Below are 13,620 nucleotides of genomic sequence, written 5' to 3'. Positions count from 1 at the left end.
TCGTGCGCGCCGACATCAAGATGAGCTGCGGCAAGAAGTGTGCGCAGATCGCCCACGCCGCCATCGGAGCCTACGAGAAGGCCGATAAAATCGCGAAGAAGGCCTGGCTTGACGAGGGGCAGAAGAAGGTGGTGCTGAAGGTGACGGCTGAGCGGCAGCTCTTTGAACTCAAGACGATCGCAGAGCGGGCGGGCATTCCCGCATCGATCATCCAGGACGCCGGGATGACCGAGATCCCGCCGGGGACCGTGACGGCGCTCGGTCTCGGGCCCGCGCGTGCCGAAGACCTCGACCGGATCACCGGCGACCTCTCCCTGCTATGATGCCCTCGCCCTATCCTCTCGAAGAGGAACTGGGGATGCGCTACTACGCGTCCGTTACCCCCGGTATCGGCGGGCGGCTCCGCTCAAGCCCCGAGGACTTCATCGTCGAAGAGTTGCCGCTCCCGATCAGCGATCCGAACGGCCCCTATCTCATCTGCCGGCTCACCAAGACGAACTGGGAACTCCAGCGGGCGGTCAAGGAGATTGCAAAACGGCTCGGCATCAGCCACCGGCGGATCGCCTGGGCGGGGACCAAGGACAAGAACGCGGTGACCACTCAGTTCATATCGATCTACGATGTTACGCCCGAAGCGGTCGGGCAGGTTCACCTCAAGGATATCACGCTCGAGGTCGTCGGGCGGTCGCAGCACTCGCTCATCCTCGGGTGCCTCGCGGGGAACCGGTTCGATATCACGATCCGGGACTGCATCCCAGAAGACCTCGCCGAGCGGGTGGAGGCGGTGACAGCGGTCGCGGCTCGCGGGGTGCCGAACTACTACGGGCTGCAGCGGTTCGGTGTCGTTCGGCCGGTCACTCACCTCGTCGGCGAGAGGATCCTCAAGGGCGACTACGAAGGCGCCGTGGCCACCTACGTCGGCCGGGCCTACCCCCGCGAGTCTGAGGCGGTGCGACAGGCCCGGACCCGGTTCGCCGAGACCCGGGATCCACGAGCGGCACTCGCCGACCTCCCCGTCCAGATGACCTACGAGCGGTCGATGGTAAACCACCTCGTCGCGAACCCCGGCGACTACGCCGGTGCGCTCCGGGTCCTTCCCCCGAAACTCCTCTCGCTCCTCGTGAGCGCGTTCCAGTCGTATCTCTTCAACTGCGCGCTCTCCTCCCGCATCGAGGCCGGCCTCACGCTGACCGAGCCGGAGGCCGGCGACCGGTTGCTCTTCTCGAACGGCCGCGAAGATATCGTCTCCGCGCGGAACCGGCAGGCGGCCCTGCTGCAGATCCGCCGCGGCCGGTGCCGGATCGCCCTCTTCATATCCGGCGCAGAACCGGTGACTTCGCACGGGCCGATGGATGAGATCATGCAGGACCTGATGCAGAAGTCGGGGGTCAACGCCGGAGACTTTGAGCGCGCCTCCCGGTTCGTGGCGACGAAGTTCGCCGGGGTTCTCCGGCCGATCAGCCTCTCTGCCGACGTGCAGGCGGAGATATCGGACACGAGTGTCCGGCTCCGGTTCACGCTTCCCCCCGGCCATTACGCGACGACGGTCTGCCGGGAGTACATGAAGGCGGATCCCTACATGATGATATAAGAGTGCGGGGCCCCTAGGCCCCGTAGAGCACATCCCACTCCGTGACCAGGTTGCTCCCGCACATGTAGTGGCGTTTCAAGGAGAGCCGGAACATCTCTTCTTCGGTCTCGATATGCATGCCGCCGACGAGCGACGGGGTGTCGGCACCGCCGACGATGAACGGCAGGTGGATCAGGCGGATCTCGTCCACGAGGCGGTGGTTTAACATGGACCAGTTCAGTGTCGGCCCCCCCTCGATCATCATCCGGCGGACGCCGTAGTCTCTCGCCAGGACCCGCATCAGTTCCGGCAGGTCGACCTCGTCTGCTCCCGCGATAACGACGTCGACGCCGGCTGCTCGGAGCCGGGCTACCCGTTCCGCTGGTGCAGCCTCGCTGGCGGCGACGACCGTTCTGGCATCTGGCCCGAGGACGTTTGCATCCGGCGGGATATCCGCCTGGCTGGTCGGGATGACGCGGAGCGGGCTTTTCCCCTCGACCAGCCGGACCGTCAGGAATGAGTTGTCGATTCTGATCGTGTTTGCTCCGACCATGATGGCGTCGCATACCGCCCGGGTCTGGTGAAGGAGGATCTCGGTCTCGGGGGCCATATACTTCATGAGGATCTTACTCGAGGCTCCACGCTTCAGGGTGAGTTTCCCGTCGACGGTGATCTCCGACATCATGAGGACATGCGGCCTGTCGTTATCTGGCATTGAATTTCCTTGTGATCTATCTGGTGGGAGCGGTTATGAATCTGGTGATTCCAAAACGTATGTGATTCGCCCGGTTCTGGATGCATTGCTGTGTCAGCCGGGCGGATATACCGATAGCGGTCAATGCCCGGTCCCGGTCCGGGGAGAGGCCTGACCGGTTTCATGCCGGTCCCCTTTGCCCACGCAAAGGTTAAACTCTTTACGGGCTGATAAAATATGCGATGAATATAACCTCGCTGCGGCCGAAATTCATCAAATATACGGAGCCAATCGCGTCGTTTTTTGCACACCTGGGCGTTACGCCGAACCAGGTCTCGATGCTCGCCGTGCTCTTTGGCCTTTCATGCGCACTCGCCTTCACCCAGCGCTACTTTCTCGCAGGCGCTCTGCTGCTGATCGTCTCGGCAGTCCTTGATCTGGTGGACGGCAGCGTCGCCCGGAAAAATCATACGGAGAGCAAATTCGGGGCAGTCTTCGATTGGGTTGCCGATAAATACGTCGATGCGGCGGTCATCCTCGGCGTCGGGTTCTCCGGCATCCCTATCGTCAGCCACCTCGTAGATGTCCCGGCGGGCACCGATTTCGGCATCGTGGGGCTGGCGCTCTTCGGGTCCCTGATCAACACCTTCATCAAACCGGTCACATATGCGGAGATCGGCTACAGCGAGAGGATCGCCGGGAAGATCGAGGATCCCCTCGAGGGGGTCGGCTTCTTCGGGAGGCCCGAGACGATCCTTGTGCTGGTGCTCGGCGGCGTGACCGGGTACATCTGGGTCGCGGTTCTCCTCATCGCGGTCTGCACGAATCTCTCTGCGGTCCAGCGGATCTTCTACCTTTACCGGGAGTACTCCTGACGGGAAGGCCGGGAGTCTTCTGATCTCTTCTTTCTTCAGTCTGGCGGGGGTAGAAGATCCGCCGGCAAGCAACGAGACCCGCGCCGCCGCCGTCGGGGTGGTCTGTGGGGTGCGGTTCAGCCCTGGGATTGCCCTCTGATGGCCGACTCGCTGATCCCGGTCTGCAACGGGAACAATGTCTTCCGGTGAGGGCGAGAGCCCGGCCGGAATTCTCGCGCGGTTCGTCCCGGGACTAGGGTTCGGATCTCCGGGAGTTTGGCCGGACGATCTGCTCCACCTCGCTGCGATAAAGCCGGTAGAGGCTGTCGGCGAGGGTGCCGAGTTCGGGGAGGATCCTGAAGAGGGCGTAGGCGAGGATCACGAGAAAGACCAGTGCCCCGAGTTCGGCCATGACGTTGTGCGCCCAGAAGAAACTCTCGTACCCGAACTCGCCGTTGCCGGCAATCTCCGGGAGGTACGGGAACCACTGCTCGGCGTAAGCCGTGATCACAAAGACGTTTCTCACGATATTCAGGATGTAGATCGTCGGGAAGACCAGGAGAAAACCGGCGATCTTCTGCCTCGTCGTCGACCGCACACCCCAGGCAACCCCGAGCATGATCGCGATGCTCTGGATGCCGGTACAGGCGAGGATGATCTCGGTCCGGAACCCGTTGCGCTCCATCAGGTTCCATGCCTCGATGTTCACGGGATACCCGACCGCCGCCAGCGCTACGGACGTCTCTCCCACGACCGTTGCGATCAGCCAGTCCCCGAGCGCCGGTATGTAGCCGAAGGGGGCGTATACCAGGAACGCTACGGCCGCTATCGTCGAGAGCTGTATCACCCGGGGGTCGTCATGGAGCAGGTTTTTCACGGTGATAAAGAGAAACGGAACTGCAAGAAGGGCTATCGTCGGGTACATAAAGTTATTTATGGAGAAGTAGTAGGGGAGCTCGAGAAAGAGGTATCCGACGATGCTTGCCCACCCGGCGACGGCGAAGTACTTCCGGAACCGGCCCGGGATCAGGAAGGCCAGAAAGCAGATGCAGGAGATCAGCACCAGGTAATCCTTCATCCATTATCGTTCGATGTACCCGACATTAAATCATTTGTACGCCCGATCCGGTCGAGCATCTCCGGCTGCGCAGTCCTGGCCGCCCGGCGTGAACCCCCACGCTCCCGGGCGGCGACTTCCCGCTCCGCCCTGTTATCCCCACAAGTTAATTTTGATCGGTATCCCATTCATTATAATGATGTTTTGTCCCCAGTGCAAAGGCCTGATGATATCGTCCGGTGGTCAGCTGAAATGCAAAAAGTGCGGATATATCCGGGAGATCGAGGTCAATGATCGGTTGAAGAAGACGGACAAGCGCATCGAGAAAGAGATCACCATCGTCGACGAAGAAGATAAGGTGGCAACGCTCCCGACGGCGAGCATCAAGTGCCCGGAGTGTGAATGCACGACGGCGTACTGGTGGCTGCGCCAGCTGCGGGCGGCAGATGAAAGCGAGGTCAGGTTCTTCCGCTGCACCGCCTGCGGGAAGACGTGGCGCGAGTATGATTGATCAGGCTGGAACTGCATCCTGTTGCCCCTCCGGGGCTTATTCTTCCTTCTGGCCGGAGTGGTGCATACCGCTTCGGTATCCTCCCGGTCGTAGACGATTTGACTCTCCTCTCGATGCCGTCCTTTTTCCTCAAAGGGGTATGCCCCTGTTCACAAGTGCATCCGGTATCCGCAACGTTCCGTGACATTCTACGTCGTTTCAGCCATTATGCGTACGGGGCCGTCACCGGTCACCAGTACAGACCGGGTATCCCGTGCCAGGTCTCGCTAAGAGCACGGAGCACCAGGAGTTTCATGGGCGTCGGGTGTTCTGGCGGCAACGGGAGCCCGGGCTCCCGCCGCGGCCACCTGTTTATAATAAAGTAGGTCCTGAGACGTTCCGCCGTGCTCTCGGTGATGATCGCGAGGTCGGCAGCCAGCCACTCATGCTCATGCCCCACGTATGCTTGAGGACATAGAACTCCCGCGGCGAACCCCGCAGGCCCGGTTCATCCCCACATGCATGGGGAACTCGCGACGTCGGGGTGGTCCGGGGCCTGAGGGGCCGGTTCATCCCCACATGCATGGGGAACTCGAAGCCTCAATATGGATCGTCCGCGCAACCCGCGGTTCATCCCCACATGCATGGGGAACTCACCGCCGCGTCCTCGTCATCGGACCAGGCGTCCGGTTCATCCCCACATGCATGGGGAACTCTCTTCTTCTTATCCCCGGAAGGATGGCTCCTTCCACCCGGGTCACCGCCCCTGGAGGAAAGCTCTCTTTTACCGAAAAAGGGTATGCCAATACTCTCATCACACTACCATATCACGGTTCTGGTGCCGCCCGGGCACGTACAAAAAACAGGCAGGATAGGCTGAGCGGGTCTTCGACAAGACGGGCAGCTTGGTTGCAGGGGGGCGGTGCCGCACCGGACCTTCCGCACATCTCTCCGCCCCGCCGCAACCCGTGACGCACGGCAGGAACCCTGCCCTCCCCCCGCGCGCGTTCTCCGGGACAGCTCACCCCCACCTCCACGCTCTCTCCGGGTACGAATCCACCACTCTCCGGGTATAAATCCGCCACACTGCCCGTAATATCTACGCATACCCCAAACCTCCGCCTCTCCCGATGAAGTCCCGGCATCCGTCCCTGAGAGGCACCCTTTTTCGCTCGATCCGCCTCTCCAACCAGAATGTTGATATATAATATTCATTATTAATAATGTATAATAGGAGTAGTCGGATGGCTGAAAATTTCGATGTCAAACTCGAGGAGGCGAAATACTACACTCCCGAGGCCAGCTGCAAGGAGCACTCCTGGATCGGCGACTACAACCGGACCTACCAGGAGTTCCTTGCGAACCCCGACCTGTTCTGGGACAGCGTCGCCAGGGAACTTGAATGGTTCCAGCCCTGGGACCGGGTGAAAGAGTGGGAGTACCCGTACGCAAAGTGGTTCATCAACGGGAAGCTCAACATCACCCACAACTGCCTGGACCGCCACGCCCACAGCCAGCGTCGCAACAAGGTCGCACTCATGTGGCGGGGGGAGAACGAGGACGAAGAGCGGACCTACACCTACCGCCAGCTTCTGCAGGCCGTCTGCCAGTTCGCGAACGGCCTCTCGCGCCTCGGCGTCGGGAAGGGCGACCGGGTCTGCATCTACATGCCGGTGGTACCCGAGCAGGTCATAGCAATGCTCGCCTGCGCCCGCCTCGGAGCGATCCACTCGGTCGTCTTCGGTGGGTTCGGCGTCAGCGCACTCAACCAGCGTATCACGGGCATCAACGCGAAGGTGGTCGTCACCGCCGATGTCGGCTACCGGCGCGGCAAGGCAATCCCGCTCAAGAACATCGTAGAGGAGGCGGTTGTCAACGCCCCGAGCGTCGAGCGGATCGTCGTTCTCCGGCGCGATGACGACAAGCCCGTTGAACTCCATCCCGAGATCGAGGTGGATTACTACGAGCTGATGGATGGCGTGGAGCGGGAATGCCCGGCCGAACCGATGGATGCCGAAGACCCGCTCTTCATCCTGTATACGAGCGGCACCACCGGAAGTCCGAAAGGCATCGTCCACACCTGCGGCGGCTACACCGTCGGGGCCTACTACTCGACGAAGTACGTCTTCGATGTCAAGGACAGCGACATCTACTGGTGCACCGCCGACCCCGGCTGGATCACCGGTCACAGTTACTGCGTCTACGGCCCGCTCCTGAACGGCACCACCTGCCTCCTCACGGAAGCAACCCCCGACTACCCGACCCCGGGCACCTACTGGAACCTCATCGAGGAGTACGGTGTCACCATCTTCTACACCGCTCCGACCGCCATCCGTATGTTCATGCGGGTGGGTGAAGAGTGGCCGAACCGCTACAACCTCTCGTCGCTCCGGGTGCTCGGTTCCGTCGGCGAGCCGCTCAACCCGGAAGCGTTCGAGTGGTTCTACCGCGTCATCGGCAAAGACCGGTGCCCGATCATGGACACCTGGTGGCAGACCGAGACCGGGATGCACATGGTGACCACGATGATGGGCGAACCCATGCGCCCGGGATTCGTGGGGAAGTCGCTCCCGGGCGTCGTCGCGGACGTTGTCGATATGGCGGGCAACCCGGTCCCGCCGGGCACCGGCGGCCTCCTGGTCATCAAGGAGCCGTGGCCGTCGATGATGCGGACGATCTGGAACGATGATGATCGATACCGCAAGTACTGGCACACCGTCCCGGGCTGCTACACCGCGGCAGACCTTGCGGTGAAGGACAAGGACGGCTACATCATGGTCATCGGGCGGTCCGACGACCTGATCGTCGTCGCCGGGCACAACATCGGCACCGCGGAGGTCGAGAGCGCGCTCGTCTCCCATGATACGGTGGCGGAAGCGGCGGTCATCGGAAAGCCCGACGCCCTGAAGGGGAACACCATCAAGGCCTTCGTCATCCTCAAGAACGGCCGCGAGCCCGGCGAGAAGCTGAAGAACGACCTCGTCTACCATGTCCGGATGACGCTCGGGCCCATCGCCATACCGTCCGAGATCGACTTCGTCCAGTCGCTCCCCAAGACCCGGAGCGGCAAGATCATGAGACGGGTCTTAAAAGCGCAGGAATTAGGTATGGACCCCGGGGACATCTCAACCCTGGAGGAATAGACAACCAACTCTTTATATACTCTTTTAAATATGTTATAAATATGAATGAGCGTAAACCAGAGGAGTCCCTCAAGATAGAAAATATCGTTGCTTCGGCGAAAGTGACGGATTCTCTTGATCTCCCCTCTCTTGCCTCCCAGCTGAAGGATGCGGAATACAATAAAAAACGATTCCCTGGCGTCGTTCTCCGGATGCAGGACCCGAAAATTGCCGCGCTCGTCTTTGGTTCCGGAAAGGTCGTCCTGACCGGCGCAAAGAGCATCGACAGCCTCTCACGCGGTCTGCAGATCCTGGGCGACCAGCTGCGGGCACTCGGTATCGATATCCCGGCACCTGAAGACCTGACCTACAAGATCCAGAACATCGTCACGTCCGCAGACCTCGGGACGCCGATCAACTTAAACAAGATCGCCGTGGGGTTCAACCTGGACAAGATCGAGTACGAGCCCGAGCAGTTCCCCGGGCTCGTATACCGACTCGACGATCCAAAGGTGGTCGTCCTCCTCTTTGGGTCCGGCAAACTGATCATCACCGGCGGCAAAGTGCCCGAAGATGCCAGGCGGGCGGTGCAGCGGATCCTCTCCGAACTCTCCAACCTCGGGCTCATCTGAACCCATGTTCTGCTTTTTGGACCGTAAGGGCCGTAAGGGCCGTCGGTCTTCAGCCGTAAGGGCCGTCGGTCTTCAGCCGTAAGGGCCGTAAGGGCCGTCGGTCCCCTCCGACGCGGGAGGGGCGGGACGCGCTCCGGACCAGCATCAGGAGAGACAGAAGCGGAATGAAGTGCCCCCGTTTTCTCCTGCCGGTTATCCCCGGGCGCGATCTCCCGGGCCTGCCCTGCTTCCCGGGGAGCACCCCTTCCGCCGGTGCAAGCGCGATCCGGTAGAGAACAGATTGACGGTATCCGCTCGATACACCAATGCCTCTCTTAAAACCCACACAATCGAAAAATCTCCCATTGAAATAATAATATTTTTATAGTCAGATTTAAAACACTAAATACTAACTGAATGGTGAACGGATGAGGTCAGACAAGGTACGATATTTTACGCCACGTGACGAAGAACTCGCCGAGCTCTTAATCGGCATCGGCATCAAGCGAAACGTCTCCAAAGTGCTCGTATATCTTGCGAATATTGAAGAGGCGACGTCCCGCGACATCGAGCGGGGCACCGATCTCCGCCAGCCCGAAGTCAGCATCGCCATGCGCTACCTCAAAGAGTGCGACTGGATCGACACCCGCGAGAGCAAGTCGGAGAGCAAAGGACGGCCGGTGAAGATCTACACGCTTTCCCGCCCGATAACGGAGATCATGGATACCATCGAGAAAGAGAAGAAACGAGAAGCCCGGCACCAGTTAGACCTTATCCAGAAGATGCGGGAATGCATATCATTACAGTGATACGACGCGGCAGTCCTTCTCCTCACCGACAATAACTGTTATTTTTTCTCCGTATGCGGTAAATAAGCCGCACTCAAGCGCACCCGGGATGGCGGCTATATCCGCTTCCAGGCTCCGGGGGTCTGCAAGAGCCCCGAAGTCGCAGTCGAGGATGAAGTTCCCGTTGTCGGTGACGACCGGGCCATCCTTCTTCACACCGTCCCGGAGGACCGGAGCGGCACCGAGTGCGGCGAGGCGCCGAAAGACTCCCGCGGAGGCGAACGGGAGCACCTCGACCGGGACGGGCGCATTCAGGATATCGACCGTCTTCGTCGGATCGACGACGATGATCACCCTGTCTGCCGCGTCGCAGACGCACTTCTCCCGGAGGAGGGCCGCTCCGCGCCCTTTGATCAGGTGGAGGTCCGGATCGACCTGGTCGGCCCCGTCGATGGCGATATCGAGCCCGGGATGCTCGTCGAGGCTTGTGAGCGGGATGCCGTACTGGCGTGCCCGGATGGCCGCCTGGTAGGACGTCGGGACGCCGGCGATGGAAAGGCCGTCTTTTGCTATCCGCTCCCCCAGTCGCTCCATCGCAAAGAAGACGGTCGACCCGGTGCCGAGACCGACGACCATCCCGTCTTCGACCAGCCCGGCTGCGTGGTAGCCTGCGTTTTGTTTCGATGCCGCCTGCGCCGTAGGTATGGACATACTCTTCACGCTCCCCTCAGATACCCGTGCGGTCAAAGATGCCCCTGAGGTCGTCCGTGGCGCCGAACGCCGTGCAGTCGAGCGTGATGGGTGTTATCGAGACGTTGCCTTTCTGTACCGCGTGCACGTCGGTCCCCTCCGCCGCGTCGTCGTGCAGGGGCCCGTCGATCCAGTAGTAAGGGCGTCCACGGGGGTCGAGGCGCTCCTCCACGCCGGTGTAAAAGAGTTTCTCGGCAAGGCGGGTGATTTCGTAGCCACCGAGCACCGGTGTCGGGATATTCACGTTGATCACGTGGGCGCTCTGGGGGAACCCGTTCGCGAGGACTTTCCCGCAGATATCGCGGACCACCCGCTTCGCATCGAAGAACCGGTCCGTGACCCGTGAGGGGTCGTCGAACTTGTCGCCCTGGTCCTCCACCTGCAGCGAGAAGGCAAGGGCCGGCACCCCCTGGTTAGACGCCTCGAGCGCGGCCCCGACAGTCCCCGAGGTCATGATGGACTCGTACGAGAGGTTTTCACCGATGTTGATCCCGCTGACCACGAGATCCGGGTTCAGGCGCAGCGCAAACAGCCCGATGATGACGGAGTCGGTCGGTTTTCCGCCGACCGAGTATGCCGGCACCCCGTTCATCGTAACCTTTGTTGCTCGTATCGGCTCGAATATGGAGATCGATCGCCCCACGGCGCTCTGCTGGGTGGCGGGCGCGACCACGGTGACGTCGGCGATCGCCGCGAGCGCGTCGTACGCCGCCCAGAGCCCCGCGGACGTGATCCCATCATCGTTGGTGAGCAGAATCTTTGGCTTCATCCTTGTCTATAGGGATAGTCCCCGCGCATCAAATACTTGCCCGATCGTCAGGGTCAAGTGCCTGGCAGGCAACCTGTACTGTGATGAAGGCAATTCTCGCCGAATACTCCGTATGCAACGACCCCGGGCTTGCGCCCGAGGGTGCCGCCATGCTCGCCACGATAAGCGAGAGTTTTGAGAGGTGCGGCTACGACGTGGTGACCCCCGAGGGCTCCGATTTCGAGGGCGAGATCCGGAGGCTCGCGCCGGGGTGCGACGTAGGGCTGGTCATTGCGCCGGACCATCTCCTCTTCCGGTACACGCACCTCCTCGAAGGACTCACCCACAACGTCGGGTGCGGGAGCATGAACGCGGCCGTTTGCGCCAATAAACAACGGGCAGCATCGATCCTCGCCCGGAACGGGGTGGCGGTCCCCCCCGATGCCGGGGCAGGGAAGCGGGTCGTCAAGCCGATCATGGGCTGCGGCGCCCTGGGGGTCAGGCTGACGGACGAGGAGCCGGGCGCCGGCGAGTTTGCCCAGGCATACGTTGAGGGGGAGGCGCTGAGCGTCAGCCTGGTGGGGAGCCGGGTGACCGGCGATGTCTGCGAGTTCTACACGGGCAACCCCCCGCTTCTCCTCGCCGTCAACCGGCAGGAGATCGCCGTTGCGGAGGACGGCAGTTTCCGGTATCTCGGGGGCGAGACGCCCGTCCACCCCGACCGCGAGGAAGAGATCGTCGCGACCGCGGTCAGAGCGGTGAACGTCCTTGGGTGCCAGGGGTATGCCGGGGTCGACGTCGTCGCCGGCGACCGTATCTACGTGGTGGACGTCAACCCGAGACCCACGACCAGCCTGGTCGGCATCGCCGCCATCATGGAGGAGGAGATCGCCGACATTCTCTTCAGGGCGTCGCACGGCGAAGCGTTAGGTGAGGTGCACCTCTCCGGAAGGGTGCGGTTCGATACGGGCGGGAGGATCAGCCGGGTATGATCGGCATCGATATCGGCGGTGCGAACCTCAAGGTCGTCGACGATGCCGGCGTGCATATCCACTACTGCCCGCTCTGGCAGGGGGCACCGCTCGCCGATCTCCTCGAACCATACGCAGAGCCCGCAGCCGTGGTGATGAGCGGGGAACTCGCGGACTGCTTTTCGAGCAAGATCGAGGGGATCCGCTGGATCGTCGATGCCGTCCAGGGGGTCATTCCCGACGCCGCCTTCTACGGGACCGACGCAGCGTTCCATGCCCGGCCGGTCCCGGCCCTTGCCGCCGCAAACTGGCTGGCATCGGCCGACTACCTGAGAGGAGAGTATGCCGACGCGGTCCTCCTCGACGTCGGGAGCACCACCGCCGACGTCATCCCGCTCAACTGTTTCGAAGACCTCAAAGGGCTGACCGACACCCGGCGGCTGCAGAAGCAGTACCTCGTCTACACCGGCATGCTCAGGACGAACGTCGCCACAATCCTCTCGTCGGTCACGCTGGACGGGACGGTAACCCCGGTGAGCACCGAGTACTTCGCTGCAAGCGCCGACGCGCACCTCGTCCTCGGCCATATCGCGCCGGTTGACTACACCTGCCCTGCACCGGATAACGGCGAGAAGACCGTCGACGCTGCGCTCCGGAGGCTCGCCCGGGTTGTCTGCGCAGACATCGATGAGATCGGGAACTCCGGCGGCCTCCAGGTCGCCCGGCAGTTCTGGGAGGCCCAGCGGACGCTGATCGTCCGGGCAGTGGGGCGCGCACTCTTCCGGAGTGGTGCCGAACGGGTGATCACGGCGGGGGTAGGAGCGGAGATCTTTGCCCGTGAACTGGCCGGCATCACGCTGGAGCAGGAGATCGGGGAGGTCGCGGATGCACTCCCGGCCTACGCGGTGAGGGAGGTTGCGCTACGGCGAGCCGCTTGCGACTGACCCTCATCCTGCTGGCGGTCTCGATCGCCATCACGGCGGTGTCGCTGGCGCTCGGCTTTCCGTTCTTCTTTCTCTTCCTATTTATCCCGCTGATCCCGCTCTTCGGGCGACCCCCTGTCGTGAAGCGCTGTCCGGCCTGTGGATGGGAGACCGCAGGCAGCGAGCGCTTCTGCCCCTACGATGGGACGCCGCTCGTGCCCGAGGATGAAGGTGGCGAGGTTCAGCAGGGAGAGCGGTAGAAGGAGGCCAAAGAGTTCTGCTGCCGGTATCGTGCCGAAGTCGCGGGAGGCATAGTTTCTGATCGTCCCCCGATCGACGACGATCCTCATCGCCCGGAGGTATTGCGCCACCCGATTGAAGGGCATCTGGTGCGATAGGAGGAGACAGAGGTCGACGATGGGTGAGGCGAGGCGGGTGTCCGGATAGAACGGTGCGTCTGCGTAGCAGAGGGTGTTGCACCGCTGGCAGTAGAAACGCTTCACGTAGACCCGAATAGTGCGCTCCTTCTCATGATCAAGTATGACGGCAAACCGCTTTGCTCGCAGGTCGTGCCCGGTCACCGGACCGCCGCACGACGGGCAGACATCACGGTCGGTGAACGTTACGCCGTCCATTGCCACAAGGGCACCTCCCACCAGATCGGCGAGCATCGGCGAGACCGGTACTGTCTTCTTCACAATGGCTCCTCCCTGTTTCTGCAGGAAGTGTAGGTCCCCACCGATAATAACATATCCTCCCGGGATTCTCCGGCACAGGGATCATGTGAGTCCACGGAAGGGGCGCTCCGAAGAGGACCCGCCCGCGTCGACTCTGGAGCAGCGAGCGGCCCCTGGAGCCCTGTCCGGAGCAGCGGGTTTAGTAATTTTTGTTAACATCCGCTTATATGTGGATTGGTCGTCTGCTGAAATCCAACACGCCAAACCTCAAACGTACAATATAATGTGTTATCCTTCTAACGATACTGCTGTTAGGTTCAGGGATAAACCAAGTTAACTAATACAATTTAAGTACATTAACATCC

The 13,620-nt window shown here is 61.6% G+C and carries 15 protein-coding genes; 9 read left to right on the top strand and 6 right to left on the bottom strand.

All coding sequences use genetic code 11. The features are described 5' to 3' along the window. The first annotated feature begins 2 nt into the window (after positions 1-2). Both pth2 and truD read left to right on the top strand, forming a co-directional pair. A complete protein-coding gene (pth2, locus tag BRA49_RS01760) occupies positions 3-323 on the top strand; it encodes a peptidyl-tRNA hydrolase Pth2 (protein WP_292382909.1) in 321 nt (106 codons plus the stop codon). Then, positions 320-1,591 carry a tRNA pseudouridine(13) synthase TruD gene (gene truD / locus BRA49_RS01755; RefSeq protein ID WP_292382907.1) on the top strand — a complete coding sequence of 424 codons (1,272 nt, stop codon included), beginning with the start codon at positions 320-322 and terminating at the stop codon, positions 1,589-1,591. The genes pth2 and truD overlap by 4 nt, the downstream gene beginning before the upstream one ends. 13 nt (positions 1,592-1,604) lie before the next feature. Here the strand turns inward: truD and BRA49_RS01750 are convergent, their stop codons facing one another. Continuing rightward, positions 1,605-2,285 (bottom strand): dihydrofolate reductase family protein, encoded by a 681-nt coding sequence (locus BRA49_RS01750; protein ID WP_292382906.1) that lies wholly within the window; start codon positions 2,283-2,285, stop codon positions 1,605-1,607. A gap of 221 nt (positions 2,286-2,506) precedes the next feature. Here BRA49_RS01750 and BRA49_RS01745 point away from each other — a divergent pair, with 221 nt between their 5' ends. Further along, entirely contained in the window at positions 2,507-3,139 is a 633-nt protein-coding gene (locus BRA49_RS01745; protein ID WP_292382904.1) for a CDP-alcohol phosphatidyltransferase family protein, read from the top strand. A gap of 232 nt (positions 3,140-3,371) precedes the next feature. Here BRA49_RS01745 and artA read toward each other — a convergent pair whose 3' ends face one another. After that, positions 3,372-4,196 carry an archaeosortase A gene (gene artA / locus BRA49_RS01740; RefSeq protein ID WP_292382902.1) on the bottom strand — a complete coding sequence of 275 codons (825 nt, stop codon included), beginning with the start codon at positions 4,194-4,196 and terminating at the stop codon, positions 3,372-3,374. Between the two features lie 175 nt (positions 4,197-4,371). On the opposite strand from artA, the gene BRA49_RS01735 reads away from it, so the two are divergent. Continuing rightward, positions 4,372-4,686 (top strand): transcription factor S, encoded by a 315-nt coding sequence (locus BRA49_RS01735; RefSeq protein WP_292382920.1) that lies wholly within the window; start codon positions 4,372-4,374, stop codon positions 4,684-4,686. A gap of 229 nt (positions 4,687-4,915) precedes the next feature. On the opposite strand, the gene BRA49_RS01730 is transcribed toward BRA49_RS01735, so the two are convergent. Further along, complete coding sequence (locus BRA49_RS01730) at positions 4,916-5,125, bottom strand: hypothetical protein (protein WP_292382901.1); 210 nt, start codon at positions 5,123-5,125, stop codon at positions 4,916-4,918. A gap of 784 nt (positions 5,126-5,909) precedes the next feature. Between BRA49_RS01730 and acs the strand changes: the two genes are divergently transcribed. The 3 genes from acs (at position 5,910) to BRA49_RS01715 (ending at position 9,207) form a co-directional block, all read left to right on the top strand. Beyond that, a complete protein-coding gene (acs, locus tag BRA49_RS01725; RefSeq protein ID WP_292382900.1) occupies positions 5,910-7,808 on the top strand; it encodes an acetate--CoA ligase in 1,899 nt (632 codons plus the stop codon). A gap of 41 nt (positions 7,809-7,849) precedes the next feature. After that, positions 7,850-8,419 (top strand): TATA-box-binding protein, encoded by a 570-nt coding sequence (locus BRA49_RS01720; protein WP_292382898.1) that lies wholly within the window; start codon positions 7,850-7,852, stop codon positions 8,417-8,419. A 407-nt stretch (positions 8,420-8,826) separates the two neighbouring features. Then, on the top strand, positions 8,827-9,207 hold the full coding sequence (locus tag BRA49_RS01715; RefSeq protein WP_292382897.1) for an ArsR family transcriptional regulator: 381 nt from the start codon (positions 8,827-8,829) through the stop codon (positions 9,205-9,207). Here the strand turns inward: BRA49_RS01715 and rpiA are convergent. Together rpiA and surE are read right to left on the bottom strand one after the other, a co-directional pair. Then, positions 9,199-9,897: a ribose-5-phosphate isomerase RpiA gene (gene rpiA, locus BRA49_RS01710; protein ID WP_292382895.1), complete on the bottom strand. Its 699-nt coding sequence runs from the start codon at positions 9,895-9,897 to the stop codon at positions 9,199-9,201. The two genes, BRA49_RS01715 and rpiA, sit on opposite strands and share 9 nt — an antisense overlap. 16 nt (positions 9,898-9,913) lie before the next feature. Continuing rightward, positions 9,914-10,705 (bottom strand): 5'/3'-nucleotidase SurE, encoded by a 792-nt coding sequence (gene surE, locus BRA49_RS01705; RefSeq protein WP_292382893.1) that lies wholly within the window; start codon positions 10,703-10,705, stop codon positions 9,914-9,916. Positions 10,706-10,788: 83 nt separating this feature from the next. Between surE and BRA49_RS01700 the strand changes: the two genes are divergently transcribed. Continuing rightward, entirely contained in the window at positions 10,789-11,676 is an 888-nt protein-coding gene (locus tag BRA49_RS01700) for an ATP-grasp domain-containing protein (protein WP_292382917.1), read from the top strand. Beyond that, positions 11,673-12,599 carry a hydantoinase/oxoprolinase family protein gene (locus BRA49_RS01695; RefSeq protein ID WP_292382892.1) on the top strand — a complete coding sequence of 309 codons (927 nt, stop codon included), beginning with the start codon at positions 11,673-11,675 and terminating at the stop codon, positions 12,597-12,599. Before BRA49_RS01700 ends, BRA49_RS01695 begins: the two co-directional genes overlap by 4 nt. A gap of 77 nt (positions 12,600-12,676) precedes the next feature. On the opposite strand, the gene BRA49_RS01690 is transcribed toward BRA49_RS01695, so the two are convergent. Then, positions 12,677-13,276 carry a hypothetical protein gene (locus tag BRA49_RS01690; protein ID WP_292382890.1) on the bottom strand — a complete coding sequence of 200 codons (600 nt, stop codon included), beginning with the start codon at positions 13,274-13,276 and terminating at the stop codon, positions 12,677-12,679. Positions 13,277-13,620: the final 344 nt, after the last annotated feature.

The sequence above is a fragment of the Methanoculleus sp. UBA430 genome, assembly GCF_002506585.1.
In the GTDB taxonomy this organism is placed as follows: domain Archaea; phylum Halobacteriota; class Methanomicrobia; order Methanomicrobiales; family Methanoculleaceae; genus Methanoculleus.
The sequence above is the reverse complement of the archived record's forward strand: the minus strand, read 5'-3'. Positions and strand labels throughout refer to the sequence as shown.

Bases quoted from the DNA above. Each gene is read 5' to 3' on its own strand.
- BRA49_RS01735 (WP_292382920.1), top strand. From the start codon at position 4,372: ATGATGTTTTGTCCCCAGTGCAAAGGCCTGATGATATCGTCCGGTGGT.
- BRA49_RS01720 (WP_292382898.1), top strand. From the start codon at position 7,850: ATGAATGAGCGTAAACCAGAGGAGTCCCTCAAGATAGAAAATATCGTT.
- BRA49_RS01700 (WP_292382917.1), top strand. From the start codon at position 10,789: ATGAAGGCAATTCTCGCCGAATACTCCGTATGCAACGACCCCGGGCTT.
- BRA49_RS01745 (WP_292382904.1), top strand. From the start codon at position 2,507: ATGAATATAACCTCGCTGCGGCCGAAATTCATCAAATATACGGAGCCA.
- BRA49_RS01695 (WP_292382892.1), top strand. From the start codon at position 11,673: ATGATCGGCATCGATATCGGCGGTGCGAACCTCAAGGTCGTCGACGAT.
- BRA49_RS01715 (WP_292382897.1), top strand. From the start codon at position 8,827: ATGAGGTCAGACAAGGTACGATATTTTACGCCACGTGACGAAGAACTC.
- rpiA (WP_292382895.1), bottom strand. From the start codon at position 9,897: ATGTCCATACCTACGGCGCAGGCGGCATCGAAACAAAACGCAGGCTAC.
- surE (WP_292382893.1), bottom strand. From the start codon at position 10,705: ATGAAGCCAAAGATTCTGCTCACCAACGATGATGGGATCACGTCCGCG.
- truD (WP_292382907.1), top strand. From the start codon at position 320: ATGATGCCCTCGCCCTATCCTCTCGAAGAGGAACTGGGGATGCGCTAC.
- artA (WP_292382902.1), bottom strand. From the start codon at position 4,196: ATGAAGGATTACCTGGTGCTGATCTCCTGCATCTGCTTTCTGGCCTTC.
- acs (WP_292382900.1), top strand. From the start codon at position 5,910: ATGGCTGAAAATTTCGATGTCAAACTCGAGGAGGCGAAATACTACACT.
- BRA49_RS01750 (WP_292382906.1), bottom strand. From the start codon at position 2,285: ATGCCAGATAACGACAGGCCGCATGTCCTCATGATGTCGGAGATCACC.